This window comes from Nocardiopsis oceanisediminis (assembly GCF_048595525.1).
Lineage (GTDB): Bacteria > Actinomycetota > Actinomycetes > Streptosporangiales > Streptosporangiaceae > Nocardiopsis_A > Nocardiopsis_A oceanisediminis.
The window spans coordinates 408,206-433,440 of the sequence record NZ_JAFMZJ010000001.1 but is presented as its reverse complement, the minus strand read 5'-3'; the positions used below and the strand labels follow the sequence as shown (position 1 = coordinate 433,440).

Here is a 25,235-nt window from a genome sequence, read left to right as displayed (position 1 = left end):
GGCCGGCGCGGTCAGGCGGCCCCGGTGCGGGCGCGGGCCCGGCGGCCGGTGCTCCTCCCGCCGACCTTGCGCAGGATCAGCTCGAAGGCCGCGGCCAGCAGGCAGATCCGCAGCATGTACTTGGCGGCGTCCAGCACCACCTCGACCGGCCCCATCCACGGCCACCACCAGCCCAGCCATTCGGCCGGGCCGACGGCGACGAACACCCCGCGCTCCAGCCGGTCGAAGCCGAGCTCCAGCAGCACGTAGTAGAGCGAGAAGGACAGGTAGAACACCGGGCTGGTGCCCAGGATGAAGCGGAAGGCGTTGAGGAACGGGACGTACTTGTCGCCCATGTCCCGGCGGACCCACCCGGCGGCGGTGCGGAGCGGCCCGCGCCGCCCGGCGATGATCGCCCGCTCCACCCGGCCCGCGCGGGTGTCCTTCCGGAACAGGCCGGTGTAGCGGTCCATCTGGGCGCCGAACACCACCGCGGTGATGGTCAGCCAGAGCAGCGGCTCGATGAACCCGCCCTTGAGCATCGCCCACAGGGCGGTGACCGCGCCGATCGCGCCGAGCACCAGCTCCTGCAGCGGGAACGGGGTGACCAGCCCGTTGGCCCAGGCCAGGCCGGCGTTGAGGGTGTCGTGCACGGCCACCGTCGCGGCCCGGGTGTCCACCCACGCCCAGAACCTGCCGAGCAGGTCGACCACGCTGAACAGCGCGAGGAAGGTCCAGGTGGCCTCGAACAGCGCGGTCAGCACGCCGGTGGTCTTGCTGCCGGTCTGGTCGTAGACGTACTCGAAGAACGCGCGCAGGCCGAAGGCGAGCAGCGCCATCGCGATCAGCGGGCCGGTGGCGTTCATCGCCCCGATGTCCAGCAGGAACTCCATGCCCTCCTGGTTCACCGTGGCGATGAGGAACCTGCGGTACTCCTCCGCGATGAGGTCCCAGGCGCTGTAGAAGATGAGGAACGGCAGGATCGCCACGGCCACCGCGTCGACCAGGTTCCGCTCGGCCTCGGCGAGGCCGCGCCGCTCCCCGGTGCCGCGCGCCCTGCGGTACTCGGCGTCCACCGCGGGCAGGCCGGGCCGGAGCATGTGGAACATGATGATGTAGGCGGCCAGCTGCAGCACCAGCACGATCCCCAGCGCGGCGTAGCCGAAGTAGGGCTCGATGGCGACCAGCTGCGCCATGCCGCGCATGGCCATCCGGTGCGCGAAGTCGCCGAGCAGCCAGACGCACAGCAGTGGAGCCCAGTACCGGCGGGCGAGGTCCAGCGTGTACAGGGGCAGTAACGCGGCGAAAGGGATCTGCCTGGTCATCGCGGGTGAATCTTAGCGACCCCCGGGCGTCCTCCGCCGCCTTGGCCGGATTCGGCCGCCGCTCCCCGGCCGGGTGCGGTAAGAACGGGAGCGGGACCGTGCGAGCTGCTGAGGAGGACCGGGTGAGCAGAGGAGACGGCGACGGGTGGGTGACCCTGCCCGACGGTTCGGAGCGCTGGGGGCTCTACGGCGCGGCCGGGGTGCTGCTGCACGCCCCCGGGATCGACGGGGAGACGCCGCACGTCCTGCTCCAGCACCGGGCGTCCTGGACCCACCAGGGGGACACCTGGGGGATGCCCGGCGGCGCCCTGGACAGCGGCGAGTCCTCGGTCGCCGGCGCGCTGCGCGAGTTCGGCGAGGAGGTGGACGGCGAGCTCGGGCCGATCGACGTGTCCGCGGTGCACCGGGCGGCCCGCGGCAGCTGGCACTACGACACGGTGCTGACCCGCTCCCGGGCGATCCGCCCGTTCACCGGGAAGAACGCGGAGAGCAGGGAGATCCGCTGGGTCCCGGTGGACCGGGTGACCGAGCTGCCGCTGCTGCCCGCCTTCGGGGAGATCTGGCCGCTGCTGCGCGGCGCCCTGGCGTCCCGGCTGGACCTGGTGGTCGACGCCGACGCGGTGCTGGCCCGGAGCGGCGGCAGCGGCGAGGAGGCGGTGGCCGAGCTGCGCGACGCGCTGGCCGGGCTGGCCGGGTCCGGGGTGCCCGGCGACGTGCTCCCCGACCACCTCTCACTGCCCCCGCTGCACCTGTGGTTCCCCCGGGTGCACCTGGTCACCGATGCCGAGGTGGCGCCGGTGCCCGGGGTGACCATCGCCCGCGGCACCGCCTCCGCCGACGCCGCGGGCGCCGCCCGCTCCCCGGGCGGCCGCGCGGTGCTGGCCGTCACCGACCGGACCGGGCGGACCGGGACGGCCGCCCCGGAGTGGCTGCTGGAGAAGGCCGGCCTGGAACCGCTCGTGCACTGCGCCTGACCGGGCGGCCCGGGCACTCCCCGGTGGCGCCGTTCGTTGACCGGTCGACGTGCACGGCCGACGGGTCAGGGGTAAGTCAGGGATGGGCCCTGATGCACTCCCGCGGGCACGCGGGCAGTCTGGAAGGCGAGCCTGGGACCCGACCGGATCCGGGCGGGAACGCCCGCACCATTCGCGAGGAGCAGACATGACGCTGGAGCGCGGCAACGCTTTCACCCCGGTCGCCTCGGCGACGATGATGTGGCCGTGGGGGACGGCCCTCGGCGGCGGCGCCGTGGGCGGCATCGCCTTCTTCCTGTTGAACTCGTTCTCGGTGAGCTCGGGGCTCGCCGCCGGTGTCTTCTTCTTCACCCTGATCGGCGGCGCGGTGGCGCTGCTGGGCAAGAAGGGTGACCGGCGGGCCAAGCGCTGGGCCGCGCAGTACCCGTGGAAGTTCGCCGGCGCTCCGGCGCTCGCGGGCGCGCTGGGCGTGGCCGCGGTGGCGCTGGTCTTCGGCGGCGGGCTGTTCGGCGCGATCGGTTCGGGCCTGCTCACCGCCGCCGTGCTCTGGGTCATCCTCGGTGTGATCGGGACGGTGGCCGGCGGCCGCAGCTGACCGCCACCGGGCATCGGCGGGTAGTCTCGGTCAGGGTCGCTGAGAGGAGCCCCTTGACCACCGAGACCACCGAGAACCGTGAGCCCGCCCGGCAGAAGATGGTCGAGCGGGTGCGTGCCCTGCTCCGGATGGCCGAGGACCCCGCGGTCACCGACGCGGAGAGCCAGGCGTTCACCGCCAAGGCCGCCGAGCTGATGACCCGGCACGCCATCGCCGAGGCGGAGGCGCGCGCCCAGCGCGGCGAGGAGGCGGAGTCCGTCTCCCGCCTGGACTTCCCCGTCTCCGGCGTGGGCGGGCACGGCAAGGCGCGGGTCAAGGCGCTGGCCGGGATCGCCGCCGCGTTCGGCTGCCAGTCGGCGGTGCGCGGGAACACCTCCGCCAACACCGAGCGCACCCTGATCATCGTCGGCACCGTCTCCGCGCTGGAATCGCTGCGCGTGCTGCTGCCCTCCATCACCCTGCAGATGGAGGCCTCCGCCCGGTTCACCGCCCGCAACCACATCGCCGACCTGCGCGAGCTGCGCAACCTCGACCGGTCCGCGCTGGCCGGCGAGCGGAGCCGGTTCTACCGCTCGTTCATCCGGGCCTACGGCTACGCCGTCGCCGAGCGGATCCGCGAGTTCCGCGCCCGGCTGCGCGAGGAGCCGGCGGGCGGCGGTTCCGATCCGGGTTCCGGTTCCGCGGAGGAGCCCGCGCCCACCGGCGCCGACCTGGTGCTCCGCAGCGACGTGGACCGGGTCAAGGAGGACTTCCAGCGCCGCTTCCCGCAGCTCAAGCCGACCCGGCCGGAGCGCACCCACCACCGGGCCGGGGCGCGCGCCGGCTACCTGCGCGGCCGCTCCGCGCAGCTGGGCATGGAGACCGCGGTCGGCGGGGACGGCGGCGGGCGGATCACCGAGGGCGAATGATCGCCGGGGTTTTCCCCTGATGGGATCACCCTGTGGATAACTCTGTGCACAACCCGGAAAATCACTGTGGATAACCCCCGATTTCCGGTCCTTGCCTGTGGATAAGGCGGTTTTCCACCCGCCGCGCATCCCGCCGCCACCAAAGCCCCGGCAAAAGGTGACGGGCGTCACTCTCCTGGGAAGGCTGCTCAGTACCAGCCACGGATCCAGGGAGTCACCGAGGATGAACGCAACCGCGCTCCTGAAGGCGTTCCGCGACTACAAGACGGGCCTGCTGACCACGTACCGGGCCGACGGGGTCACCGGCGTGGACACCCCGGTCAGCTACGTGGTCGACAAGGGCCGCATCATCTTCCGCACCTGGGAGGAGTCCGGGAAGGCCAAGCGGCTCGGCGGCTACCCCTTCGCCGACCTCCGGCCGAGCACGTTCCGCGGCGAGCCCCGGGGCAAACCGGTGCACGGCCGGGTCCGCCTGCTCACCGAGCCGGAGAGCCGGCACGCCTCGCTGCTCCTCGGCCGGCGCCACCCGGTGCTGCAGCGCTGGGCGGTGCCCATCTCGCACCGGCTGCTGCGCTACCGCACCCTCCACTACGAGCTCGTCCCGCTCGACACCGAGGAGGTGCAGAGCAACGAGGGCTGCCCGGACTGACCCTCCGCCCGCCCGGGGTCAGGAGACCCGCAGCGGCATCACCAGGTAGCGGAAGTCCGGCTCCCCGCCCTCCTCGGCGGGGACCTCGGAGATCACCACCGGCTTGGTCGGCAGGGTGAAGTCCAGCCAGGCCGTCTCCGTGCCCACCCCGCCCAGGCCGTCCAGGAAGTAGCCGGGGGCGAACGCCACCCGCATCGGCTCGCCCCGGTAGGCGACGCTGAGCGCCTCGGCGGCCTGCGCGTCGTCGCCGGAGCCGGCCTCCAGCACGACCTCGCCCTCGGTGAAGGAGAGCCGCAGCGGCGTGCTCCGGTCGGCGACCAGGGCGACCCGGCGGACCGCCTCGGCCAGCGCGGCCACCGGCACCTCGGCGCGGGCCGCCGCCTCGGCCGGGAACCGCGGCTCGTAGTCGATGAAGTCGCTGTCGATCAGCCGCGAGGTGGTGCGCCGGGAGCCGGTGTCGAAGCCGATCATCCCCTCGCCGCGGGAGGACGCGGCCGCCTCGCCGAGGGGGAGCGAGGAGAGCGCCACCCCGACGTCGCCGCCGGGCGGCAGCGAGCGGGCGAAGTCGTGCAGCGTGCGGGCGGGCACCAGGGCCGAGGCGGACAGTTCCGGGTCCTCCGGGCGCCACCGCGTCCGGCGCACCGCCACCCGGTACCGGTCGGTGGCGGCCAGGGTGAGGGCGTCGCCCCGGAACGCCAGGTGCACCCCGGTGAGCATGGGCAGGGTGTCGTCCCGGCCGGCGGCCGGGACGACCTGGCGCACCGCGGCGCCGAACCGGTCGGCCGGCACCGAGCCCGCGCTCCCCGGCATCTCGGGCAGGACCGGGTAGTCCTCCAGCGGCAGGGTGAGCAGGGTGAACCGGGCGCTGCCGCAGGTGAGCAGGGCGCGCGCCGCCTCGGTGCGCAGCTCGACCGGCTCGGCGGGGAGGCTCCGGGCGATCTCGGCGAGCAGCCGCCCGGAGACCAGTACCTCGCCGGGCTCCTCGATGCCGGCGTCCACCCGGGCGCGGGTCGAGACCTCGTAGTCGAACCCGGAGAGCCGCAGGCCGTCCCCGGCGGCCTCCAGCCGCATCCCGGCGAGGACCGGGGCGGCGGGCCGGGCGGGCAGCGCCCGGGCGGTCCAGGCGACCGCGTCGGCGAACGCGTCTCGGTCGACTCGGAACTTCACGCGGACCTCCCACGGGCGGGCCGGCCCCTGTTCACGGGCCGGAGACTGCCGTCACCGTACCCACCGGTGCCGACAGTCCGCCGCAGGTCGGACCGGGTCAGGAGGACGTTTTCGGCTTGAGCGTCCAGACCACGGTCATCAGACCGGTGACGGTACCGTCCTCGGTGCGCAGCTCGATCTCGACCGGGAACTCCGGGCGCCCGCCGGCGTCCAGCTCGGCGAGGACGTCCTCGCGGGTGCGGCCCAGTTTCGCCTCGGCGATGACGTCGCCCATCGCCAGCTTGCGGTAGCGGATCTCCGCGGAGACGGCCAGCGGGACGGCGCGCTCCAGCTGGTCGCCGAAGGTCCCGATGACGATCGCCCCGGAGGCCGACTCGGCCAGGGTGAACATGGCGCCGGCGTGCGGTCCGCCGACGTGGTTGTGGTGGTCGGCGCTGTCGGGGAGGCGCAGCACGGCGCGGCCGTGGTCGATCTCCTCGAAGGCCACCCCGAGGGTCCGCGCGAAGGGGACCGCGGCGAGGAAGCCGGACTTGACCATCTCCGCCGCTTCGGCGCTCATCGTCGTCATGCCGGCCATGTTACTTGCGGGTAATGAGCGGCGCCACCCCCTGCTCCGGGCGGAGCGGGCCGCGCGGAGCCCCTCCCCGGCCCGGCCCCGCCCGCCGGGCCGCTCAGCCGACCGGGGCCGGGCGGGGCAGGCGGACCGCGGGCAGGGTGGCCAGCATGCCCGCGCAGACCGCCAGAGCGCCGAGCAGCGGGAGCGGGCCGGTGCCCAGCCCGCCGGTGGTGAGGACCAGCAGGCCGCCGCCGGTCAGCGCGGCCGCGCCGAGGATCCGGGCCGTCCCCGGGTCGCCGCGGAGCGCCCGGGGCGGCTCCTCGAACCGGACCGCCCAGCCCACCACCGTGCACAGCAGCGGAAGCGCCAGGGCCGCGCCGACCAGGCACCACACCGCCCAGGCCCCGGAGAGCGGGGCGGGGGTGTGCATCCCCAGGCCCAGCACCAGCACCCCGGCGACCAGGGAGAGCGGCGCCATGTGCCACAGGTAGACCGTCATCAGCCGGGGGCCGATCCAGTGCAGCACCCGCGCCGGGGCCGGGTGCGCGACCCACCCGGTGATGCGGTCGCGGAGCAGCACCGCCAGCCCGATCTGGCCGACGCCCAGGCCGGCCAGGACCAGGGTCGGCGGGCCGGCGTTGGACGCCTCCACCGCGAACACCCCGGTCATGTTGGGCGAGTAGGGGCCGAACGCGGCCAGCGCGACGGCGGCGCCGAACCCGCCGGCCGCCATCGCCGCGGCCCCGCGGCGGCCGATCGCCCCGGCGGAGTAGCGGAAGCCGAGCTGGTGCAGGCCGAGCCAGACGAACGCGACGTTGGCGTAGCCGAGCGCGTCCGCGCCGGTGGCGAACCGGGCGGTGTCGACGGCCGCGGCCCCGGCCAGCAGCGCGGCGGGGACCGCCCAGCCGAACCGGTCCTCGGCCCGCGCCAGCACCGGGGTGGCGACGACGACCAGCACGTAGACGGCGAGGAACCAGAGCACGATCCCGGCGGCCTCGGTGCCGACCCGCAGCGGCTGCTCCGGGACGCCCGCCGCGGCCAGCAGGTAGGCCGCCGGTATCCACGCGGCGGCCAGCGGGATCACCGGCCAGGCCAGCCGGCGCAGCCGCTTGGCCAGCCACTCCGACGCGGTGGTCCCCTTGGCCGCCGAGGCGCGGCGGCTCAGCACGTTCACCGCGCCGCCGACGAAGAAGATCAGCGGCATCACCTGGACGATCCAGGTCACCGCGAAACCTCCCTCGGCGTTGAGCACGCTCCCCATGGACAGGGTGCCCGAGGCCGCGGAGAAGGACAGCACCGGCAGCGACCAGTGCTGTGCCACCACGAGCACGATCACCAGCAGCCGCAGCGCGTCCAGGAAGAGGTCGCGTTCGGGGAACGCGGTCGGAGGGGTCATCGATCGCTCCTTCGTCAGATCGACGACCCTAGGTGAGCCGGACCGATCCGGACGATATCCCGTACACCCCTCTCATCAGGGGCACACCCTCCCGCACACGGTGGTGCGAGCACGACCCCGCCCGCGCCCGCCTGCGTGTTCACCCGACCGGCGCAGGGCTCACCGGTCGCGGTCACCGGCGGCCTCCGGGGGAAGAAGCCGGCGGGAAGAGGGGCCCGGCCACGATAACCCCTTCCGGACACCCCTAAGCCCGTTTTCCGGAAGGCCCCGCTCCGGCCCCCTTATCCGCCGGGGCCCGGTTCCCGCCCCCTCCGCCGTCCCCGGCCCGCCCGCCCCGCGCGCCCCTCCGTCCCCGCGGCCGGCCGCCGGAAGCGCGAAGGCCCCCGCCCCGGCTGTGTAGCGCCTGGTGGGCGGGGGCCTTCACGGCTCGCTGCGGAGGGTGTGGGATTCGAACCCACGAAGCCCCGGAAGGACTTAACGGTTTTCAAGACCGACGACGCCTGAGCTACTGCCCCTGCCCTGATCTGCCCGGGTGCCACCTTCCGGGCTCCTCGGCGTCCTCACCGTTCCGCGTATATTCCGCGCTAACCGATTCCCGCCATCTCGGTCAGAGCGACGCCCTGTCGCCTTCGGCGACCACAGCGGCGGGCCACCACGGTAACGGTCCGGAGTGCCCGATCGCGCGAGCGGTCCGGACCACAGACAGAGCAGCATCGCGCGAGCGGGTGCTCCGGCTCTCGGGGGTCCATGGGGGCGGTAGCCCCCTGGTTCCACACGTCCTCGCCCCGACCGGAACGCCTTCCCGCCGGCGCTCCACGAATGATCTGCTCCCCGGCGGCGCGCCCCGCATCGGGAGGTGACGGGCAGGCGACGGCCACCACCGCCGCCCCGGCCGCCGTCCGCACGCTGGGACCGGGCGGCAGCCCGCAGCCCAGCGGCGGACGGCAGGCCGCGACGGCGCGCGAGCGCCGGCGCCTTGATCCCATATAGCCGGATTCGGCAACGGAGCGGCCTGCGGCTTCACGGCTCGACGCGTTTCGCGCCCTTCCAGACCAGTTCGAAGCTGCGCACGTAGGTCTCGGCCATGTCCGGAGACCGGGCGCGGTCGATCTCGACCACCGGGGACTTCGCCGCGGGGAACCCGTGGACGTGCTGGTTGACCAGGAGCCGGTTCTCGGTCAGGTAGACGGAGTTGTACAGGACGGTGGCGTGCGTCCGGATCTCGACCCCGTCGATACCGAGCAGCGGCCGGAAGAGCAGCAGCGCGTTGCGGGCCCTGGCCGCCAGGGCCTCCCCGATCCCCTCGGCCTCTCCGCGCTGCTCCACCTGCCGGGACTGCGCATCTCCAAGGATGATCCGAACGCCCACCCCGGCCCCGGCCCTCTCCGCCAGGATCTCCGCCATGCCGGCGTCGTCGGCCAGGAAGAGGCCGCTGTAGACCAGGATCCCGATCTCTTGCCGGGCGGAGGCGAACAGGTCGCGCCAGACCTCCCGGGGCACCTCCCAGCGGTGGGCGTACACCCGGTGGGCATGCTCGGAGAGCGCAGGATCTTCCTGGGGCCGACCCTCTTCCGGCCAGAGTGCGCTCTCCTCGACCTGGAGAAGATCGGCCACCGCCCAGCGGTGCCGGGGGTAGGGCCGCTGGCCGGAGAGCCACCGCTGCACCGTCTTCGGATCCACACCGAGGTGCGCGGCGACGTCGGTCTCGGTGAGTCGGGACGCGGCCATCGCCTTGCGCAGTGCAGCGTTCACGTCGGTGCCCTCCGGGGTGCGCGGGACCCCGACGATAACAGAAGACGTCCCCAGACGTCCCTCAAGAAGTCCGATACGTGGTACACATGTCCGCCTGCTCCGAGCATCGTCGTCCCAGGTAGCGAAGACCCCCGCGAGTGGTCTGAACACTCCGGGGGCGCGGTTCTCACCTGATTGGAGCAGGCGGAACATGCGGAACCTTATCGCGCGCTTCTGGCCGCGCGATCCCTCTGCAGAACGCCCCCTCGGGGCAAGGTCCTACGCGGCGGTCCTGTTCACTCCTCCGCCCCGGGCGTATGCCGTGGCACCGCTGGCCAGGATGGTCCGGCCCTATGTCCTGCACGCCGAACGGCAGCGCGAGGTGGAGCGGATCGACCGGAGCCGGCTCGGCCTGGGGGTCCTCCTCGACATCTCTCGAAGGGAGGTGATGGCGGCATGAAGGACGACGTCGGCTCCGATCCGCTGCTCCGTCTCCTGCGGCACCACTACGGGGAGCGGTGGTCGATCAGGCGGACCGCACGCTTGTGGATCGCGACCACGATGGACGACACGGCCCGGCATGCGCCGACCCTCATCGAAGAGGACTTGGAGACCTTCATCCGCCAGCTGGAGAACCCCCCTGCGGGGGCGGGGAGAGCGACGGCGCGGCAAGGACCGCGCGAAAGAACCAGGCCCCGGAACGGAACCACCGAGAACGGTCCTCTGGAGGGGTGAGGACCGGCCGCCGGTCGACGCTCGGTGAGCCTCGTCCGAGCGGTCGCGGGTGTCCGTCGGTGCCGACTGAGGGGAAGGCCTTCGGGTTGGTCGGCATCGACGGGCCTCCCGAACGCTGCAGCGCATAGATGCTAGGCATCTATAGGCATCCAAGTCCTAGGATCCTGAACAGCACTCTTCAACCGAAGTCGGAGGAATCCGTTTGAGCCCGCGTGCGACCCCGTGGGGTGCCTACAATCAGATCGCGGATTCGCTCCGTGGTCGGATCACCCGTGGGGAGCTCGCCCCAGGCGACGCCGTTCCTTCGGAGTCCGCTCTGGGACAGGAGTTCGGCGTCGCACGCACCACCGTCCGCCGCGCCCTGGCCGCGCTCGAAGCCGACGGGCTGATCAAAGCTCGTCCCGGGACCGGACGGGTCGTGTGCTCCGCGGAAGAGCGGAAGGGGGCGGCCTCCGAAGCTCTGCCGGCTCAGTACCGGCGGATCGCCGCCGAACTCAGGGAGCGGATCACCAGCGGCGACCTGGCCCCCGGGGACGCCCTGCCCAGTGAAGCCGCGATCGTGCGCCAGTACGGCGTCTCCCGGGGAACCGCCCGCCAAGCCCTCTCCGAGCTGGAGGGGACGGGGCTGATCGTCGCCGTGCACGGCAAGGGCCGGTTCGTCAGAGAGCCCGGAACGGACGCGGGCTAGCCTGCTGCATGTGGGACATGTTCACTGGGCGCGGGAACTCGCGCGAGAACTGCTCGAACAGCCGTTGCCCCGCCGCTGGGCGCACACCCAGGGCGTGGCGGAACAAGCCCGATCGCTGAAGAACCTGCTCGGTGACGAGGCCGACCTCCTGGAGGCGTCGGCCTGGCTGCACGACATCGGGTACTCCCCGGACCTCGTCGGCACCGGCTTCCACCCCCTCGACGGGGCCCGTCATCTGCGCGGCGTCCACCAGGCCGACGAACGGCTGTGCTCGCTGGTCGCCCACCACTCCGGAGCCACCGTCGAAGCGGAGGAACGCGGCCTGCTCGACCTGCTGAAAGGCGAGTTCGAACCGCCGCCGGAGCACCTACTGGAGGCGGTCACCTACGCGGACATGACGACCGGCCCGGACGGGACCCACCTGCCGGTGGAGCGCCGGCTCTCGGAGATCCTGGAGCGCTACGCCCCCGAAGACCTGGTGCACCGCTCCATCACCCGCTCGTCCCCGGCGCTGAAGGCGGCTGTGCGGAACGTGGAGCGGCGGTTGGCCGACGCCGCTTGACGATCACCCGATGTGCGTCGGACCGCCCGCGAGGAAGTGGTCGATGCGCAACCGCATGGAGCGATCCATGGTGAAGCCCTTGAGTTCGTCCTTGGAGACCCAGAGGACTTCCTTCGACTCGTCGCTCGGCCTCGGCTCGCCTGCCACGGGCCGTGCCGTGAGCGCGATGGAGAACTCCTGCCGGGCCTCGCCGTCGCTGGTGTAGTAGACGATGTGCTTCGGGTCGGTGTAGGTGCCCACGATCCCGGTGATCTCGCAGGTGATACCGGACTCTTCCTCGGTCTCCCTGACGGCGGCCTGGGGCACGGACTCCCCCAGGTCGATCGCGCCCCCGGGGACGGCCCAGTTGTCGTTGTCGGTCCGGCGGATCATCAGGACCTCGTCGCGCTCGTTGACGACGAAGACGTTCACCGACGGGACGCGGCTGTTGGCCTCCGGCGCCTCGGGGTCGTCGTAGTAGTCGATCCGCTTGCCCATGGACCTTCCCTCAGTCGAGTGGGGTCGCCTTGCTCCACACCTTCTCGAAGCTTTCGAGATAAGTACTCATCATCCCGCCGCCGGGGACCTTGCGGAGATGGAAGACCGGCGCCTCGGACGCAAGAGCGCCGTAGACGTGCGTGTTGACCAGCAACTGGTCATCGGCGCGGTACAGCGAGTTGTACAGGACCGTGTCGTGCAGCCGGAACTCGGCGCCTTCGACCGCGCGCACCGACTTGTACAGCAGGATCACGTTCCGGATCTTCGACGCCATCAGGTCGCCGATGCCCTCGTCCTCGCCCCGCTGGGCGACGGCCTCGCCGTCCGGGTCACCGAGCAGGAAGCGGATCCGGACGCCGGCCCGCGCCTTGTCCGCGAGCAGCTTGACCATGCTCGGGTCGTCGGCCAGGAAGAACCCGCTGAAGACCAGGACGGAGATCTCCTCCTGGGCCTTCTCGAAGAGGCGCTTCCACATGTCCTGCGGGACGCTCCAGCGGTGCGGGTAGATCTCCACGATCTCGCTCTGCGACGCCGCCTTGCTCTGCTCCGGGCTGAGGGCCTTCGGCCAGAGGTAGGTCTCTTCCGCTTCGAGGTAGACCGCGGCCGCATAGCGGTGCCGGCGGTAGGGCGTGCGGCCCTGGGTGATCCAGCGCTCGACGCTCTTCGCGTCCACGCCGATCGCCTCCGCCAGGTCGGCGGGCGTGGCTCCGCGCTGGAGGAGCGCGGCTCGCAACCTCTCGTTCGGCATGTACCTCGGGGCTCGCAGGACGTCTAAGGACGCGCTCACATTATCGAGACGTCCCGAACACGTCCAGCCATGTAGTGATCCCGTCCCGCCTGTTCAAGGGATGGTCGTAAGCGTCGGAACAGCCCGGGTGCCAGCGGATCCGGGACTCCCCGAGACGACTTCCCCGGCTACCGCTGACAGCCAACTTCGATACATGCTATACATGTATCGATTCCTGGACGGGGCGACTGCACGCCGGTCGCGACAGGGGTTTTGACCTGCATGAACAACGAGTAGAGGAGTGTCCTCATGGCGATTCAGGGTGCGATCCCGGTGGAGTTCGGGACGGTGTTCCCCCACGGCGCCTACGCGCTGAGCGTGGAGCCCATCACCGACTTCGAGACCAAGCGTCCCCAGCTGGACAAGAACACCGGGCTGCCGCTGTGGGCGGTGGACGTCATCGACGCCGACCCCGAAGCCCGCGGCAAGGCCAAGAGCGTGAAGGTGAAGATCCCCGCCGAGGTCTGCCCGACCATGCCGGACGAGGCGGCGGGCCTGCCGTTCCGCCCGGTGGAGTTCGAGCGCATGGCGGTCATGCCCTACGTGGACGACAACGGGCGCCGCCCCCGGGTCGCCTACTCGCTGCGCGCCCAGGGCATGAAGGCGCCCGGCGCTGCGGGCTCACGCAACAGGACCCCCGCCGCCGCGAGCACCAAGGGCGGTGAGTGATGGCGCTCACGATCTTGTCGCTCCGTTTGGAGGAGGGCACCGGGATCGACCTCTCCACGGTCCGGGAGAGCACTCCTCAGCTGCGCATCGATGAACCGGGCCTCATGGTCACGATCTCCCCGCTCTCGGGCGGGGCCGTCACCCGGGACGAGGCCGAAGCCGCTCGCCGGTTCGCCGATGCGGCCCGCGCCTACGCCGACGAGGTGGAGCGGCTCTTCACCGCCGGTTAGACCGACGTTTCGCGGGGCGGCCTGGTGCGCCAACACCTTCGGCCGCCCCTTCACCCCCTGAGAACTGCGCAAACCCAAGAGAGGTGCGTCCTCATGATGGCAGAACGGCCCGTGCGCGTGTCCGTCCGGGAGATCACCGACTTCCTGGCCGCGCTGCGCGAGCAGCAGACCGCCCCCTCCCGCTCCGAGAGCGCCCGGGGCCGCCTGGACGTCCTGGCGTGGAAGTCCTCGCTGCTGGACCGGATCGCCGCCCAGACCACCGACGCGGAGACCCGGTCGGTCGCCGCTGCCGCCCGCGCCGACCTGGCCACCGCGCGGGCCGAGCTGGCCGCCGCCCGCGCCGAAGAGCTGGCCTCCTCCTACGAGGTCCGCACCGGGGGGCGTCGCTGATGCTCAACGGCAAGGGCAACGGAGCCGCCCCGGTCCAGCCGACCGCTCCGGTCCCCGCGCACGCGATCCGGTTCAGCACGCCGGTGGTGGAGACGCCGGCGGTGTTCATCATCGGGCGCTGGCTCTGGCGCCTGCTGGCCTTCCTCGGGACGCTGCCGGTCCGCTTCCCCCTCGCCACCGCCTCCGCCGCCGTCCTGGCGGGGTCGTGGTGGCTGCTGGACTGGATCGGCCCGGCGCTGGTGTGCACCGTGGCCACCATCGGCGGTCTGGCCTGGTGGAAGCTCCGCCCCGCGGCCTTCCGGAGGTGGATCTCCCTGCGGGCGCTGGCCCTGGTGCGCGGAGTGTGGGTCTACCGGCGGCACTGGCAACCGGTGCTGGTGGTCTCCGGGCTCGCAGAGTCCTACCTGGAGCGCCAGTACCTTCCGCGGATCCGCGCGGTGACGTGCACCCAGTGGGCCGACCGGGTGCGGGTCAAGCTGGTTCCCGGCACCGCCCCGTCCGCCTTCGAAGAGCGCACCGCCCACCTGGCGCACGGGTTCCGCGCCCCGGCCTGCCGGGTGGAGGTGCGCGGCCCGCTGGACATCGTGCTGGAGTTCCCCCGGCACGACATGCTGGCCGATCCGATCGGCGCCCTTCCCATCCCCGGCTCGGCCGACGGCGTGGACCTGGCCGCGCTGCCGATGGGGCTGCGTGAGGACGGGCGGACGTGGCGGATGCGCCTGCACGGCACCCACGTCCTGGTCGCCGGCGTCACCGGCTCCGGGAAGGGATCGGTCATCTGGTCGGCGATCCGCGCCATGCTCCCCGCCATCCGTGAAGGGCTTGTGCGGGTGCGGGCGGTCGACCCCAAGCGGATGGAGCTGTCGTACGGGCGCTCGCTCTTCCACCGGTACGCCGACTCCGGGGAAGCGTGCGTGGAGCTGCTGGAAGAGGCCGTGGCCGACATGCAGGCTCGCGCCGCCCGCTACGCCGGGCGCATCCGCGCCCACACCCCCACCACCGATGACCCCTTCGAGGTGGTGGTTCTGGACGAGGTGGCGTTTTTGACCGCCTACCACCCCGACCGCGACATCCGCCGCCGGGCGGAGGCCGCGATGGCCACGCTGACCTCCCAGGGGCGCAGTGTCGGGTACGCGGTCCTGGCCGCGCTGCAGGACCCCCGCAAGGAGGTCATGAACCTGCGCAACCTGTTCCCCGACAAGGTGGCGCTCCGGCTGGACGAGGCCTCCCAGGTCGACATGGTGCTCGGCCCCGACGCCCGCGACCGGGGCGCCGACGCCCACCTGATCGACGCCGGCGTTCCCGGCACCGCCTATGTCCGCCTGGAGGGCTCCACGATGCCGGTCCGGGTCCGGGCCGCCTACGTGAGCGACGACGACATCGACACCATGACCGCCGCCGACGCGGACGGAGGCGAGTAGTGCCCACCGTGACCGGTAAGACCACCCGGGCAGAGCGCCTGGCCCAACCGCTGGCCCGGGAGGTGGCCGAGCAGATCGCGGCCGACAAGGGCGTGTGCATCCGCCCCGTCTCGCTGCGCCGGACCGACATCGCCACCGGCCGGACCGAGATCATCGACGTCCCGTGCGGGGCCACCCTGGAATCGCGCTGCCCGGCCTGCGCCAAGCGCAAGCGCTCCATCCGCCGCACTCAGTGCGAAGAGGGCTGGCACCTGGCCGAAGAGCCCGAACCCGCCCCCGACGACCCCACCGGGGTCCAACAGGACTGGGTCGCCAAACGGGCCGTGGTCACCGCTGAGCGCGACCGCCTGGCCGCTGAAGGGGACGCCTCCCCAGAAGACCTCCGGGCACTGGACGCCGCGATCGCCGACCTGGACACCGAGATCACCGCCTCCGGACTGCGCGGGTCGGTGGCTCCGTCCTCGGTGTCCTCCCGGCCCCGGCGGGCCCGGTCGACCCGGCGGCGGCAGGACGCCCCGGACCTGCCCAAGCGTCAGCGCAAGAACACCACGCTGGGGCGGGCCTTCACCGACCCCGCCTCGGGCAAGACCTTCCGCCCCTCCATGTTCCTCACCCTGACCTTGGACTCCTACGGGCGAGTGCGCTCGGACGGAACCCCGGTCGACCCCTCGACCTACGACTACCGGCGCGCCGCCCGGGACGCCATCCACTTCTCCAAGCTCGTGGACCGGTTCGTGCAGAACCTGCGGCGGGTGGCCGGCTACGACGTCCAGTACTTCGCCTCCGTCGAACCGCAACGCCGCCTGGCCCCGCACCTGCACATGGCGGTGCGCGGCACCCTGCCCCGGGCCGAGCTGCGCCAGATCGCCGCCGCGACCTACCACCAGGTGTGGTGGCCGCCCGCCGACGAGGTCGTCTACGACGGCGCGAACCTGCCCGTCTACGACGAGGCGACCGGTAACCACCTCGACCCGGCCACCGGTGAGGCGCTGCCGACCTGGGACGAGGCGCTGGACGCCCTGGATGCCGATCCGCAGGCCGAACCGATGCACGTGGCGCGCTTCGGCCGCCAGGTCGACGCCAAGGGGGTCGTGGCCGGATCGGCCGACGCGGACCGGTGCGTGCGCTACCTGGCCAAGTACCTGACCAAGGACATCGCCCAATGCCACCCCGCCGAATCCTCCGCCCAGGAGCGCCACGTTGACCGCCTGGTGGAGGCGCTGCGGTTCGAACCCTGCTCGCCCCGGTGCGCCAACTGGCTGCGCTACGGCATCCAGCCCGACGGCGCCCGTGAGGGCCTGGTCCCCGGGTTCTGCCGCTCCAAGGCGCACAAGCGCGAACACCTGGGCCACGCCGGACGCCGCGTCCTGGTCTCGCGCAAGTGGTCGAACAAGACGGTGGCCGACCACAAGGCCGACCGGCTGGCCTGGGTCCTCGAACGGCTCGGAGCCGACCCTGACGGCGGCCAGGAAGACGCCGGCGCAGCGGGACCGGCCGTGACCGGCTCCTTCGCCTGGGAGCTGGCCAACCCCACCGACCCCGACGTCCCGCCCCGCGAACACCGCCTCCTCCGCGCGGTCGGGGAGGCGCTGAAACGCCGCGCACAGCTGGACGCGACCCGGATCGCAGAACCTTCGGCAGTGAGGAGGGCGGCATGAACGGGGCGACGGTTCCGCTGCGTAAGAACGACCGCCTGATGACCGTTCCGGAAGTCCTCGAAGAGCTCGGCGGGGTCTCCCGGCGGACCTTCTACCGGTGGCGGGAGCTGGGCAACGCGCCGGACAGCATCAAGCTGCCCAACGGCGAACTCCGGATCTGGCGCAGCGACTTCACGCTGTGGCTGGAAGCCCTCCGGGAGGATGTCGCGTGAACTCCTACGACGTGCGGTTCTGGAGCATCAAGACCAATTACGGGGCCGGGAAGCACTCAGGGAAGAGGCCTGCCGTCTCGCACACGGTGCGCTGGAAGGTCGCTCGGCGGGAGAAGTCGCAGACATTCAAGTACAAGTCCGGGGCGGAGAACTTCCTGTTCGACCTTCGCCGAGCGGTCAAGAACGAAGAGGCGTTCGATGTCGAGACAGGCCTTCCAGAATCGATGACGGAGAAGCCCTCCGGCGTCTCTTGGCTGGACTACAGCGCCTCCTACGTGGCCAAGCGCTGGGGCAAGGACGCTCCCAACACCCGCAAGGGCGTTCTGGAGGCGCTGGCCACCACTGTGCCCGCCCTCGTCCGCGATCTCCCTGGGAAACCGGATCGGAAGATCCTGTACCGGGCCGTGTGCCACTATGCGCTTCCTCCTGTCCCAGAAGGGCAGACGGCGAAGACTCCGCCCCCGGACATCGCCGCGGCGCTCCGCTGGCTGGAGAAAGCTTCTCTGCCCGTCTCGGCGGTGATGGACGAGGACGTCCTGACCGAAGCTCTCAAAGCGCTGACGCTGCGCCTCGACGGCAAGCCGGCCGCCGCGAACACGGTCGCCCGGAAGCGTTCGGTCCTCTACAACGCACTCAAGCGGGCGGCCAAGGGAAAGAAGCGGCTGATCCCGAAGAACCCGATGCCCGACGTCGATTGGGAGCCGGACAAAGCCGCGGAACAGATCGACCGGCGGTCGGTATGCAACCCCCGGCAGGCCGCCGAGCTGCTCACCGCCGTGACCTACGTCGGGTCGCGTGATCCGCTTCGAGGGCGACGGCTGGTCGCGATGTTCGGCTGCATGTACTACGGGGCACTGCGCACGGCCGAAGCGCTGGCCCTCCGTGAACAGGACTGTGACCTTCCCGAATCCGGTTGGGGGATGCTCTACCTCGCCAAGTCGTCTCCAGAGGTCGGCAAACGCTACACCGGTACCGGCAACCGGCATGACCCCCGGCACCTCAAGCACCGTGCGGCCAACGAGGTCCGCCCCGTTCCCATTCCGCCCGTCCTGGTCCGTATGCTCCGGGAGCACATCTCCGAGTTCGGGACGGCTCCGGACGGGCGTCTCTTCCGGCAACCGGGCGGCAACGTCATCCCGTCGTCCTCCTACACCGACGTGTGGAGACAGGCCCGGCTGCTCGCGCTCCCCCCGGACAAGGCGGACTCGCCGCTGGCCGAACGACCCTACGACCTCCGGCATGCAGGCGTGTCCGCCTGGCTGAATTCCGGGGTGCCGCCGACCAAGGTCGCTGAGCGGGCCGGCCACTCGGTCAACGTCCTACTCCGGGTCTACGCCAAGTGCATGGACGGCGATGACGCCATCGCGAACCGGCGCATCGACCGAATGCTCGGCGGGGACGAAGAGCAGGACGACGAGTGAACACAGGCGGCCGACAGGGGCCCCGGATTCCGGGGCCCCTTCCGCATACCTGGGACGACCTGCGAAGACGCTCATGGAAGCATTCCGCGTATATTCCGCGGCCACCCGCTGCGGGCTGCTCATGGCGGCATACGGCTGCATCCCGCCGGGTACGCGAAGACCCCCGCCCGGGCGGTGTCGCGCCTGGTGGGCGGGGGCCTTCACGGCTCGCTGCGGAGGGTGTGGGATTCGAACCCACGAAGCCCCGGAAGGACTTAACGGTTTTCAAGACCGTCGCACTCGGCCGCTATGCGAACCCTCCTGGTGGCGCTCCGGGCGCCTCGACAGATGCTAGCTCACATCCGCCGGCGGGGCCCTTCCCGCAGGGGGCTTTCCGCTGCGGGAAGGGGTCCCGTCCGGTCAGCGCGGCCAGGCGAACGCCTCGCCCACGGTCGCGGCCAGCTTGAGGTAGGAGTCGCGGGTGCCGGGGGCCAGGCGGTCGAGGTCGACCTCGGCGCCCTCTTCCAGGTGGGAGTCCCACGGGACCCGGACCACCGCGCGGCAGCGGCTCGCGAAGTGCTGCTCCAACCGGTCGAGGTCGACCGAGCTCTTGCCGCTGGGCCGGACCATGGAGAGCACCACCACGGCGCCCCGCACCAGGTAGCCGTACTCGTGCGCCTCCAGCCAGTCCAGGGTGGCGCTGGCGCTGCGCGCCCCGTCCACCGACGGCGAGCTGACCAGCACCACCTGGTCGGCCAGGCCGAGCACGCCGCGCATCGCCGAGTGCAGCAGGCCGGTCCCGCAGTCGGTCAGGCAGATGGAGTAGTAGTGCTCCAGCAGCCGGGAGACCTCCCGGTAGTCCGACTCGCTGAACGCCTCGGAGACCGCGGGGTCGCGGTCCGAGGCGAGGATCTCCAGCCGGCTCATCGCCTGCGAGGTGAACCCGCGGATGTCGGCGTAGCGGGTGATCATGTGCTGCTCGTTGAGCAGGTCCCGGATGGTCGCCGCGGTCTCCAGGCGCACCTTGTCGGAGAGCGTCCCCCGGTCGGGGTTGGCGTCGACGGCGAGCACCCGGTCGCCGCGGAGCGACGCCAGCATCGAGCCCAGCGCGACGGTGGTCGTCGTCTTGCCGACCCCGCCCTTGAGGCTGAGCACCGCCACCCGGTGGTGCCCGCCCGCGACATGCGTGCGCGCCCGCGCGACGAGCTCGTTGCGCCGCTTGTCCGCCGCCGATTCACCGGGGTTGACCAGGCCGAGGGACATGGCGTGCACGGCCTTGCGCCACCCCTTGCCCGGCTTGTTCTTCCGCGCCCCGCCGCCCCGGACCAGCGCGGCGGTGTCCAGGTCCTCCGGCCCCTGCGGCACCGGCGGCTGCTCGTAGGGCTGCTGGACCGGCTGCATCTGGGGCTGCTGGGGCGGCTGCTGGACCTGGGGCCGCTGCGCCTGCTGCGGGTACGGCTGCTGCCCGCCGGTCGCCGGGTACTGCTGCTGGTACAGGGCCTGCTGCTGCGTCCACCCCTGGTCGGCGGGCTGCTCCCACTGCTGCTGCGGAGCGGGCGCGCCGGCCTCGGGGCCGGGGGCCGCCTGCGGGGCGGGCTGCTCGGCCCCGGCGAGCACCTGGTCCCACTGGTAGGGGGACGGCCGGCCGCCGGTCTCCGCGGCGGGCTGCTGCGGCTGGGCGGGCGCGGCCGACCGGTCCCACCGCGCCTGCTCCGGAGCGGGCGCGGGAGCGGCCTGCTCCCACTGGTAAGCGGCCTGACCGCCGCTCTCCGCGCCGGGCTGCGCCGCCTCGGCCGGCGACTGCGGCTGCTCCCAGGACTGCGGGGCCTCCGCGGGAGCGGGCGGGGCCTGCTCCCACTGGTAAGCGGCCTGGCCACCGGTCTCCGCGCCGGGCTGCGCCGCCTCGGCCGGGGACTGCGGCTGCTCCCACTGCCGCGCGGGATGGGCACCGCTCTCCGCATAGGCCGCCGGCGCGTCCCACCGCGGCGCCTCCGGAGCCTGCTCCCACTGCTGCGGAGCGGACTGCTCGGCCGCGTCGGGCGCCTGCTCCCACTGGTAAGCGGCCTGACCGCCGGTCTCCGCGGCGGGCTGCGCCGCCTCGGCCGGCGACTGCGGCTGCTCCCACTGCCGCGCGGGATGGGCACCGCTCTCCGCATAGGCCGCCGGCGCGTCCCACCGCGGCGCCTCCGGAGCCTGCTCCCACTGCTGCGGGGCCTCCTCCACCGGGGCGGGCGGGGCCGCCTCGCCGAGGTGCTCGGCCAGCGCCCCCCGGTCGCGCGGCTCCGCTCCGAGGCGGACGGTGGCGCCGTCCGGATCGGCCGGACCGGGCTGGAGGCGGACGGTCGACTCGAACTCGTCGTCCTCCTCGTCCTCCTTGCCGTCCTCCTGGACGGCGTACCCGGAAGGCTCGGAGGGATCGGTGTACCCCGCGGCCGGCTGCGGTCCGCTCTCCTCTGCCGGGGCCTCGGGGAGCGGCTCGGCGGCGGGCAGCGGACCGGACCCGCCCAGGCGCACGGTCATCTCCGCCGGGTCGTATCCGTCGTCCCCCGGCCGGCCCTCGGCCGGGGCGGCGGACGGCTCGGCGCCGAGCGGCGGCAGCTGCTCGGGTTCGGGAACGTCGGCGGGGCGCTCCTCGGCGGCGGGGACCGGCTGGGGCGCCGGGGCCTGCGGAGCGGGCGGCGGAACGGGGCCGGGAGCGCCCGGCCGGGGCCCGGGCGCCGGCGGGCGCCGGTCGTCGCGGACCGGCTGCCGCGGAGGCTGCTGCGGCCCCCACTGCGGATGCCCGGGCGGCACCGGCGCTCCCTGCGGCGGCCGCTGCGGCGCGTGCGGGGGGCGCCCCGGAGGGGGCCCCTGGTGCGGCGCCTGCGGCGGGCGCGGGGGCTGCTGACCGTTCTGCGGCTGCCGGTACTGCGGCGGCGGCGGTCCCTGCGGGGGCCCCTGCCGGTGCGGCGGCTGCGGGCCGCCGGGCGGCGGCCCGTAGGGCCCGGGCGGCACCGGGGCGCCCTGCCGCCCCTGCGGTCCCGGGGGCGGGTGCGGGGCGTTCCGCGGCGGCTGCGGAGCCGCCGGGGCCGCGTGCTGCTGCGGCCGGGCCGGGGGCGGCGCCTGCGGCCCGGAGGGCTCGCGCGCCGGCTCCGAGTCGGGCGCGGGGGCCGGGGCGGGTTCCGGTGCCGCCTCCGCGGCCGCCGCGCCCTGCCGGTCCGGGGCGGGCTCGGGCTCCGGGGACGGCTCGGGGGCCGGCTCCGCGGCCGGTTCGGGTTCGGGGGCCGGCGCCTCCGCCTCCGGCTCCGGAGACGGGAACGGGGGCGGCTCGGACGGGGGGAAGGCGGGCGGGGCCGGCGCGTCCGCGCCGGGCGCCCCGCCCACCGCGTAGGGCGGGGGCGGCGGCAGCGCACCGCCGTCGCCGAACCACTGGTCCGCGGGAGACATGACGGGGGCCTGCCAGCCGTGGCCCGCGCCCTCCGCACCCGGCTGATCGGCAGCCCCGTGGTCACGCCCGTCCTCCGGCGGACGCGGAGTCGGCTGCTCCGGGCCGTCGTGATCTCTCTGTGCCACCGAGGTTCTCTCCTCAAGACGCTTTTCAGGGGCGTAAGCGTGACGACGCGGGGGCCGGCCCTCCGCGGGGGCGGGGGACACGGGGCTGGGGGCACCCAGCGTCGTCGGTTTTCCCATCTCCGTCAACAAAGATAGAACCCGGCGGCAAAAGCACGACATCCAGCCCGAACCACCGCCGCCCCCGGTGGGTAGCGTTCAGGGCATGCACGCGATCGAGATCAGTGGGCCGGGCGGCCCCGACGTCCTGCGGTGGAGCGAGGTGCCCGACCCGGTGCCCGGGGAGGGCGAGGTACTGCTGGACGTCACCGCCGCCGGGGTGAACCGGGCCGACGTCAACCAGCGCCAGGGCTCCTACGATCCGCCGCCGGGCGCCTCCCCCTACCCCGGTCTGGAGTGCTCCGGGCGGATCGCCGCGCTGGGGCCCGGCACCGAGGGCTCCGGCTGGGCGGTCGGCGACCGGGTGTGCGCCCTGCTGACCGGCGGCGGCTACGCCGAGCGGGTCGCCGTCCCCGCCGGGCAGCTGCTGCGCGTCCCCCGGGGGGTGGACCCGGCCGAGGCCGCCGCGCTGCCGGAGGTCGCCGCGACGGTGTGGTCCAACGTGTTCATGACGGGCCGGCTGAAGGCCGGCGAGACCCTGCTGGTGCACGGCGGCGGCAGCGGCATCGGCACCTTCGCGATCCAGCTCGCCCGCGCCTTCGGCGCCCGGGTGGTGACCACCGCGGGAAGCGCGGAGAAGCTCCGCCGCTGCCTGGAGCTGGGCGCCGACGCCGCGATCGACTACCGCACCGAGGACTTCCCGAAGCGGGTCAAGGAGGAGACCGGCGGGGCCGGCGCCGACGTGGTGCTGGACATCATGGGCGCCTCCTATCTCGACCCGAACCTGCGGTCGCTGGCCGTGGGCGGCCGGATCGTCGTCATCGGCCTGATGGGCGGCCGCAGGGCCGAGCTGGACCTGGGGCGGATGCTGGTGAAGCGGCTGTCGGTGCACGCGACCACCCTGCGGTCCCGACCCGCCGAGGAGAAGGCGGGTATCGTCGCGGGCGTGGCGGAGCACGTATGGCCCCTGGTCGACGAGGGGACCGTCCGTCCCGTCATCGACCGGTACCTCCCCCTCCCCCGGGCGGCGGAGGCGCACCGCGTCATGGAGTCGAGCACGCACGTCGGGAAGATCGTGCTCACCACCGCGTGACCCTGTCCCGGGTTCCGATCGTCCACGAGGTGAAGCCTGTGATGAACAGCGGTTTGAACGAAGATCCGAGCGCCGAGCAGCACCCGCAGGTGCTGATCGTCGGTTCCGGCGGCCCCGCCGAGGGCGGGCAGGGCGGCGAGGAGGGCGAGCAGCCGCGCCCGCTCAGCGAGATGGTGGAGCAGCCCGCCAAGGTGATGCGGATCGGCAGCATGATCCGCCAGCTGCTGGAGGAGGTGAAGGCCGCTCCGCTGGACGAGGCCAGCCGGGCGCGGCTGCGGGAGATCCACGCCAACTCCATAAAGGAGCTGGAGGACGGCCTGGCGCCGGAGCTCGTCGAGGAGCTGGACCGGCTGACCCTGCCGTTCACCGACGGCAACACCCCCAGCGAGGCCGAGCTGCGGATCGCCCAGGCCCAGCTGGTGGGGTGGCTGGAGGGCCTGTTCCACGGCATCCAGACCACCCTGTTCGCGCAGCAGATGGCGGCGCGGGCGCAGCTGGAGAACATGCGCAAGGCGCTGCCGCCGGGGGCGGTCCGCGGTGATCAGGGCGGTCCGGCGCAGCCCTCCGGGCCCTACCTGTAAGCGGAGGACGGGAGCGGGGCGGGGACCCGCGGCAGAGCGCCGCGGCCCCCGCCCCGCTCCCGTCCGGCTGCTTCCCCGGCTACTTCTTCACCGGCTCCAGGACGTCCCGGCCGACGAAGGGGCGGAGCGCCGCGGGCACCACCACGGACCCGTCGGCCTGCTGGTGGTTCTCCAGGATGGCGACGATCCACCGGGTGGTGGCCAGGGTGCCGTTGAGCGTGGCGGCGAACCGCGGCTTTCCGTCGTCGTCCCGGTAGCGGATGTTCAGCCGCCGGGCCTGGAAGTCGGTGCAGTTGGAGGTGGAGGTGAGCTCCCGGTAGCGGCCCTGGGTGGGCACCCACGCCTCGCAGTCGTACTTGCGCGCGGCGCTGGCGCCCAGGTCGCCGCCGGCGATGTCGACCACCCGGTAGGGCAGCTCCAGCTTGTCCAGCATCTCCCGCTCCCAGGCGAGCAGCCGCAGGTGCTCCTCGTGGGCGTCCTCGGGGCGGGTGTAGACGAACATCTCCACCTTGTTGAACTGGTGCACCCGGATGATGCCGCGGGTGTCCTTGCCGTAGGAGCCGGCCTCCCGGCGGAAGCAGGACGACCAGCCGACGTACCGCTCGGCCAGGTTCCCGGCGTCCAGGATCTCCCCGGAGCGGTAGCCGGCCAGCGGCACCTCCGAGGTGCCCACCAGGTAGAGGTCGTCGGCGGGGAGCCGGTACACCTCGTCGGCGTGCGCGCCGAGGAACCCGGTGCCCTCCATCGTCTCCGGCTTCACCAGCACCGGCGGGATCATCGGGGTGAACCCGTTGGAGACCGCCTGGCGCATCGCCATGTTGAGCAGCCCCAGCTCCAGCATGGCGCCGACGCCGGTGAGGAAGTAGAACCGGGCGCCGGACACCTTGGCGCCGCGGTCGGTGTCGATGGCGCCGAGCATCTCGCCCAGCTCCAGGTGGTCGCGGGGGGTGAAGTCGAACTCGCGGGGCGCGCCGACCTCCTCCAGGACCCGGAAGTCGTCCACGCCGCCCTCGGGGGCGCCCTCCTCGACCAGGTTGGGCACGCCGGACAGCACGCCGTCGAGGTCGGCGGCGAGCCGGTCGGCCTCCGCCTCGGCCTCCTTCACCTGGGCGGCCAGGCCCTTGGCCTTGGCGAGCAGCTCCTCCCGCTCCTCCGGGGAGGCCTTGGAGACGGACTTCCCGACGCTCTTCTGCTCGGCGCGCAGCGTCTCGAAGCGGGACAGCGCGGCGCGGCGCGAGGAGTCCAGGTCGAGCAGCCGGTCGACGACGGAGTCGTCTTCCCCTCGGGCGCGCTGCGAGGCGCGGAGTCGGTCAGGGTCGTCGCGGAGAGCACGGAGGTCGATCACGTCTGCAGGCTACCGGCCCCCGGGCACCGCCGCACGGCGATAACCCGTGGCGATCCCAC

The 25,235-nt window shown here is 73.0% G+C and carries 25 protein-coding genes and 1 tRNA gene; 16 read left to right on the top strand and 10 right to left on the bottom strand.

The window, feature by feature from the left end; genetic code table 11:
- Nucleotides 1-11: 11 nt before the first annotated feature.
- Nucleotides 12-1,304, bottom strand: a complete 1,293-nt coding sequence (locus J0910_RS02390; protein ID WP_420156859.1) for a hypothetical protein — start codon at nucleotides 1,302-1,304, stop codon at nucleotides 12-14.
- 122 nt (nucleotides 1,305-1,426) lie between these two features.
- On the opposite strand from J0910_RS02390, the gene J0910_RS02385 reads away from it, so the two are divergent.
- The 4 genes from J0910_RS02385 (at nucleotide 1,427) to J0910_RS02370 (ending at nucleotide 4,430) form a co-directional block, all read left to right on the top strand.
- On the top strand, nucleotides 1,427-2,278 hold the full coding sequence (locus tag J0910_RS02385; RefSeq protein WP_420156858.1) for an NUDIX domain-containing protein: 852 nt from the start codon (nucleotides 1,427-1,429) through the stop codon (nucleotides 2,276-2,278).
- Nucleotides 2,279-2,465: 187 nt separating this feature from the next.
- Nucleotides 2,466-2,873: a hypothetical protein gene (locus J0910_RS02380; protein WP_017595428.1), complete on the top strand. Its 408-nt coding sequence runs from the start codon at nucleotides 2,466-2,468 to the stop codon at nucleotides 2,871-2,873.
- 98 nt (nucleotides 2,874-2,971) lie between these two features.
- The gene (locus J0910_RS02375; RefSeq protein WP_420161868.1) at nucleotides 2,972-3,781 is read left to right on the top strand and encodes a DUF2786 domain-containing protein; all 810 of its coding nucleotides are present in this window, start codon (nucleotides 2,972-2,974) and stop codon (nucleotides 3,779-3,781) included.
- A 223-nt stretch (nucleotides 3,782-4,004) separates the two neighbouring features.
- Nucleotides 4,005-4,430 carry a PPOX class F420-dependent oxidoreductase gene (locus J0910_RS02370; protein WP_420156857.1) on the top strand — a complete coding sequence of 142 codons (426 nt, stop codon included), beginning with the start codon at nucleotides 4,005-4,007 and terminating at the stop codon, nucleotides 4,428-4,430.
- An 18-nt stretch (nucleotides 4,431-4,448) separates the two neighbouring features.
- On the opposite strand, the gene dnaN is transcribed toward J0910_RS02370, so the two are convergent.
- The 4 genes from dnaN to J0910_RS02350 all read right to left on the bottom strand — a co-directional run bounded on the left by dnaN (nucleotide 4,449) and on the right by J0910_RS02350 (nucleotide 9,301).
- Nucleotides 4,449-5,597, bottom strand: coding sequence for a DNA polymerase III subunit beta (gene dnaN, locus J0910_RS02365; RefSeq protein WP_420156856.1), 1,149 nt, complete (start codon nucleotides 5,595-5,597; stop codon nucleotides 4,449-4,451).
- Between the two features lie 97 nt (nucleotides 5,598-5,694).
- Complete coding sequence (locus J0910_RS02360) at nucleotides 5,695-6,156, bottom strand: DUF4442 domain-containing protein (RefSeq protein WP_420161867.1); 462 nt, start codon at nucleotides 6,154-6,156, stop codon at nucleotides 5,695-5,697.
- Between the two features lie 112 nt (nucleotides 6,157-6,268).
- Complete coding sequence (locus J0910_RS02355; RefSeq protein ID WP_420156855.1) at nucleotides 6,269-7,549, bottom strand: acyltransferase family protein; 1,281 nt, start codon at nucleotides 7,547-7,549, stop codon at nucleotides 6,269-6,271.
- Between the two features lie 1,020 nt (nucleotides 7,550-8,569).
- Nucleotides 8,570-9,301, bottom strand: coding sequence for an XRE family transcriptional regulator (locus J0910_RS02350; protein ID WP_420156854.1), 732 nt, complete (start codon nucleotides 9,299-9,301; stop codon nucleotides 8,570-8,572).
- Nucleotides 9,302-9,736: 435 nt separating this feature from the next.
- On the opposite strand from J0910_RS02350, the gene J0910_RS02345 reads away from it, so the two are divergent.
- From J0910_RS02345 to J0910_RS02335, 3 genes are all read left to right on the top strand, one after another.
- Nucleotides 9,737-10,015, top strand: a complete 279-nt coding sequence (locus J0910_RS02345) for a hypothetical protein (RefSeq protein WP_420156853.1) — start codon at nucleotides 9,737-9,739, stop codon at nucleotides 10,013-10,015.
- 202 nt (nucleotides 10,016-10,217) lie between these two features.
- Entirely contained in the window at nucleotides 10,218-10,703 is a 486-nt protein-coding gene (locus J0910_RS02340; protein WP_420156852.1) for a GntR family transcriptional regulator, read from the top strand.
- A gap of 124 nt (nucleotides 10,704-10,827) precedes the next feature.
- Nucleotides 10,828-11,265, top strand: coding sequence for an HD domain-containing protein (locus tag J0910_RS02335; RefSeq protein ID WP_420161866.1), 438 nt, complete (start codon nucleotides 10,828-10,830; stop codon nucleotides 11,263-11,265).
- 3 nt (nucleotides 11,266-11,268) lie between these two features.
- Here J0910_RS02335 and J0910_RS02330 read toward each other — a convergent pair whose 3' ends face one another.
- Both J0910_RS02330 and J0910_RS02325 read right to left on the bottom strand, forming a co-directional pair.
- Nucleotides 11,269-11,742: an NUDIX hydrolase gene (locus J0910_RS02330; protein WP_420156851.1), complete on the bottom strand. Its 474-nt coding sequence runs from the start codon at nucleotides 11,740-11,742 to the stop codon at nucleotides 11,269-11,271.
- 10 nt (nucleotides 11,743-11,752) lie between these two features.
- Nucleotides 11,753-12,490 carry an XRE family transcriptional regulator gene (locus tag J0910_RS02325; RefSeq protein ID WP_420156850.1) on the bottom strand — a complete coding sequence of 246 codons (738 nt, stop codon included), beginning with the start codon at nucleotides 12,488-12,490 and terminating at the stop codon, nucleotides 11,753-11,755.
- Between the two features lie 288 nt (nucleotides 12,491-12,778).
- Here J0910_RS02325 and J0910_RS02320 point away from each other — a divergent pair, with 288 nt between their 5' ends.
- The 7 genes from J0910_RS02320 (at nucleotide 12,779) to J0910_RS02290 (ending at nucleotide 18,530) form a co-directional block, all read left to right on the top strand.
- Nucleotides 12,779-13,198, top strand: coding sequence for a plasmid replication, integration and excision activator (locus tag J0910_RS02320; protein ID WP_420156849.1), 420 nt, complete (start codon nucleotides 12,779-12,781; stop codon nucleotides 13,196-13,198).
- Entirely contained in the window at nucleotides 13,198-13,428 is a 231-nt protein-coding gene (locus J0910_RS02315) for a hypothetical protein (protein WP_420156848.1), read from the top strand. Before J0910_RS02320 ends, J0910_RS02315 begins: the two co-directional genes overlap by 1 nt.
- 111 nt (nucleotides 13,429-13,539) lie before the next feature.
- On the top strand, nucleotides 13,540-13,818 hold the full coding sequence (locus J0910_RS02310) for a hypothetical protein (RefSeq protein ID WP_420156847.1): 279 nt from the start codon (nucleotides 13,540-13,542) through the stop codon (nucleotides 13,816-13,818).
- The gene (locus J0910_RS02305) at nucleotides 13,818-15,239 is read left to right on the top strand and encodes a cell division protein FtsK (RefSeq protein ID WP_420156846.1); all 1,422 of its coding nucleotides are present in this window, start codon (nucleotides 13,818-13,820) and stop codon (nucleotides 15,237-15,239) included. Before J0910_RS02310 ends, J0910_RS02305 begins: the two co-directional genes overlap by 1 nt.
- The gene (locus tag J0910_RS02300; RefSeq protein WP_420156845.1) at nucleotides 15,239-16,897 is read left to right on the top strand and encodes a replication initiator; all 1,659 of its coding nucleotides are present in this window, start codon (nucleotides 15,239-15,241) and stop codon (nucleotides 16,895-16,897) included. The genes J0910_RS02305 and J0910_RS02300 overlap by 1 nt, the downstream gene beginning before the upstream one ends.
- Nucleotides 16,894-17,109, top strand: coding sequence for a helix-turn-helix transcriptional regulator (locus J0910_RS02295; protein ID WP_420156844.1), 216 nt, complete (start codon nucleotides 16,894-16,896; stop codon nucleotides 17,107-17,109). Before J0910_RS02300 ends, J0910_RS02295 begins: the two co-directional genes overlap by 4 nt.
- Nucleotides 17,106-18,530: a tyrosine-type recombinase/integrase gene (locus J0910_RS02290; RefSeq protein ID WP_420156843.1), complete on the top strand. Its 1,425-nt coding sequence runs from the start codon at nucleotides 17,106-17,108 to the stop codon at nucleotides 18,528-18,530. The genes J0910_RS02295 and J0910_RS02290 overlap by 4 nt, the downstream gene beginning before the upstream one ends.
- Before the next feature lie 213 nt (nucleotides 18,531-18,743).
- Here J0910_RS02290 and J0910_RS02285 read toward each other — a convergent pair.
- Together J0910_RS02285 and J0910_RS02280 are read right to left on the bottom strand one after the other, a co-directional pair.
- Nucleotides 18,744-18,831: transfer RNA gene (locus J0910_RS02285), tRNA-Ser, on the bottom strand.
- 98 nt (nucleotides 18,832-18,929) lie between these two features.
- Nucleotides 18,930-21,302 (bottom strand): nucleotide-binding protein, encoded by a 2,373-nt coding sequence (locus tag J0910_RS02280; protein ID WP_420156842.1) that lies wholly within the window; start codon nucleotides 21,300-21,302, stop codon nucleotides 18,930-18,932.
- 961 nt (nucleotides 21,303-22,263) lie between these two features.
- Between J0910_RS02280 and J0910_RS02275 the strand changes: the two genes are divergently transcribed.
- Both J0910_RS02275 and J0910_RS02270 read left to right on the top strand, forming a co-directional pair.
- A complete protein-coding gene (locus tag J0910_RS02275; RefSeq protein ID WP_420156841.1) occupies nucleotides 22,264-23,250 on the top strand; it encodes an NAD(P)H-quinone oxidoreductase in 987 nt (328 codons plus the stop codon).
- Between the two features lie 41 nt (nucleotides 23,251-23,291).
- Nucleotides 23,292-23,831 (top strand): bacterial proteasome activator family protein, encoded by a 540-nt coding sequence (locus J0910_RS02270; protein ID WP_420156840.1) that lies wholly within the window; start codon nucleotides 23,292-23,294, stop codon nucleotides 23,829-23,831.
- 79 nt (nucleotides 23,832-23,910) lie between these two features.
- Here the strand turns inward: J0910_RS02270 and serS are convergent, their stop codons facing one another.
- Nucleotides 23,911-25,176 (bottom strand): serine--tRNA ligase, encoded by a 1,266-nt coding sequence (serS, locus tag J0910_RS02265; protein ID WP_420156839.1) that lies wholly within the window; start codon nucleotides 25,174-25,176, stop codon nucleotides 23,911-23,913.
- Between the last annotated feature and the right edge of the window lie 59 nt (nucleotides 25,177-25,235).

Excerpts from the sequence above, each read along its gene's own strand:
- J0910_RS02275 (WP_420156841.1), top strand. The coding sequence starts at position 22,264 with ATGCACGCGATCGAGATCAGTGGGCCGGGCGGCCCCGACGTCCTGCGG.
- J0910_RS02325 (WP_420156850.1), bottom strand. The coding sequence starts at position 12,490 with ATGCCGAACGAGAGGTTGCGAGCCGCGCTCCTCCAGCGCGGAGCCACG.
- J0910_RS02355 (WP_420156855.1), bottom strand. The coding sequence starts at position 7,549 with ATGACCCCTCCGACCGCGTTCCCCGAACGCGACCTCTTCCTGGACGCG.
- J0910_RS02345 (WP_420156853.1), top strand. The coding sequence starts at position 9,737 with ATGAAGGACGACGTCGGCTCCGATCCGCTGCTCCGTCTCCTGCGGCAC.
- J0910_RS02295 (WP_420156844.1), top strand. The coding sequence starts at position 16,894 with ATGAACGGGGCGACGGTTCCGCTGCGTAAGAACGACCGCCTGATGACC.
- J0910_RS02315 (WP_420156848.1), top strand. The coding sequence starts at position 13,198 with ATGGCGCTCACGATCTTGTCGCTCCGTTTGGAGGAGGGCACCGGGATC.
- J0910_RS02390 (WP_420156859.1), bottom strand. The coding sequence starts at position 1,304 with ATGACCAGGCAGATCCCTTTCGCCGCGTTACTGCCCCTGTACACGCTG.
- J0910_RS02370 (WP_420156857.1), top strand. The coding sequence starts at position 4,005 with ATGAACGCAACCGCGCTCCTGAAGGCGTTCCGCGACTACAAGACGGGC.
- J0910_RS02360 (WP_420161867.1), bottom strand. The coding sequence starts at position 6,156 with ATGAGCGCCGAAGCGGCGGAGATGGTCAAGTCCGGCTTCCTCGCCGCG.
- J0910_RS02320 (WP_420156849.1), top strand. The coding sequence starts at position 12,779 with ATGGCGATTCAGGGTGCGATCCCGGTGGAGTTCGGGACGGTGTTCCCC.
- J0910_RS02375 (WP_420161868.1), top strand. The coding sequence starts at position 2,972 with ATGGTCGAGCGGGTGCGTGCCCTGCTCCGGATGGCCGAGGACCCCGCG.
- J0910_RS02380 (WP_017595428.1), top strand. The coding sequence starts at position 2,466 with ATGACGCTGGAGCGCGGCAACGCTTTCACCCCGGTCGCCTCGGCGACG.
- J0910_RS02305 (WP_420156846.1), top strand. The coding sequence starts at position 13,818 with ATGCTCAACGGCAAGGGCAACGGAGCCGCCCCGGTCCAGCCGACCGCT.
- J0910_RS02270 (WP_420156840.1), top strand. The coding sequence starts at position 23,292 with ATGAACAGCGGTTTGAACGAAGATCCGAGCGCCGAGCAGCACCCGCAG.
- J0910_RS02330 (WP_420156851.1), bottom strand. The coding sequence starts at position 11,742 with ATGGGCAAGCGGATCGACTACTACGACGACCCCGAGGCGCCGGAGGCC.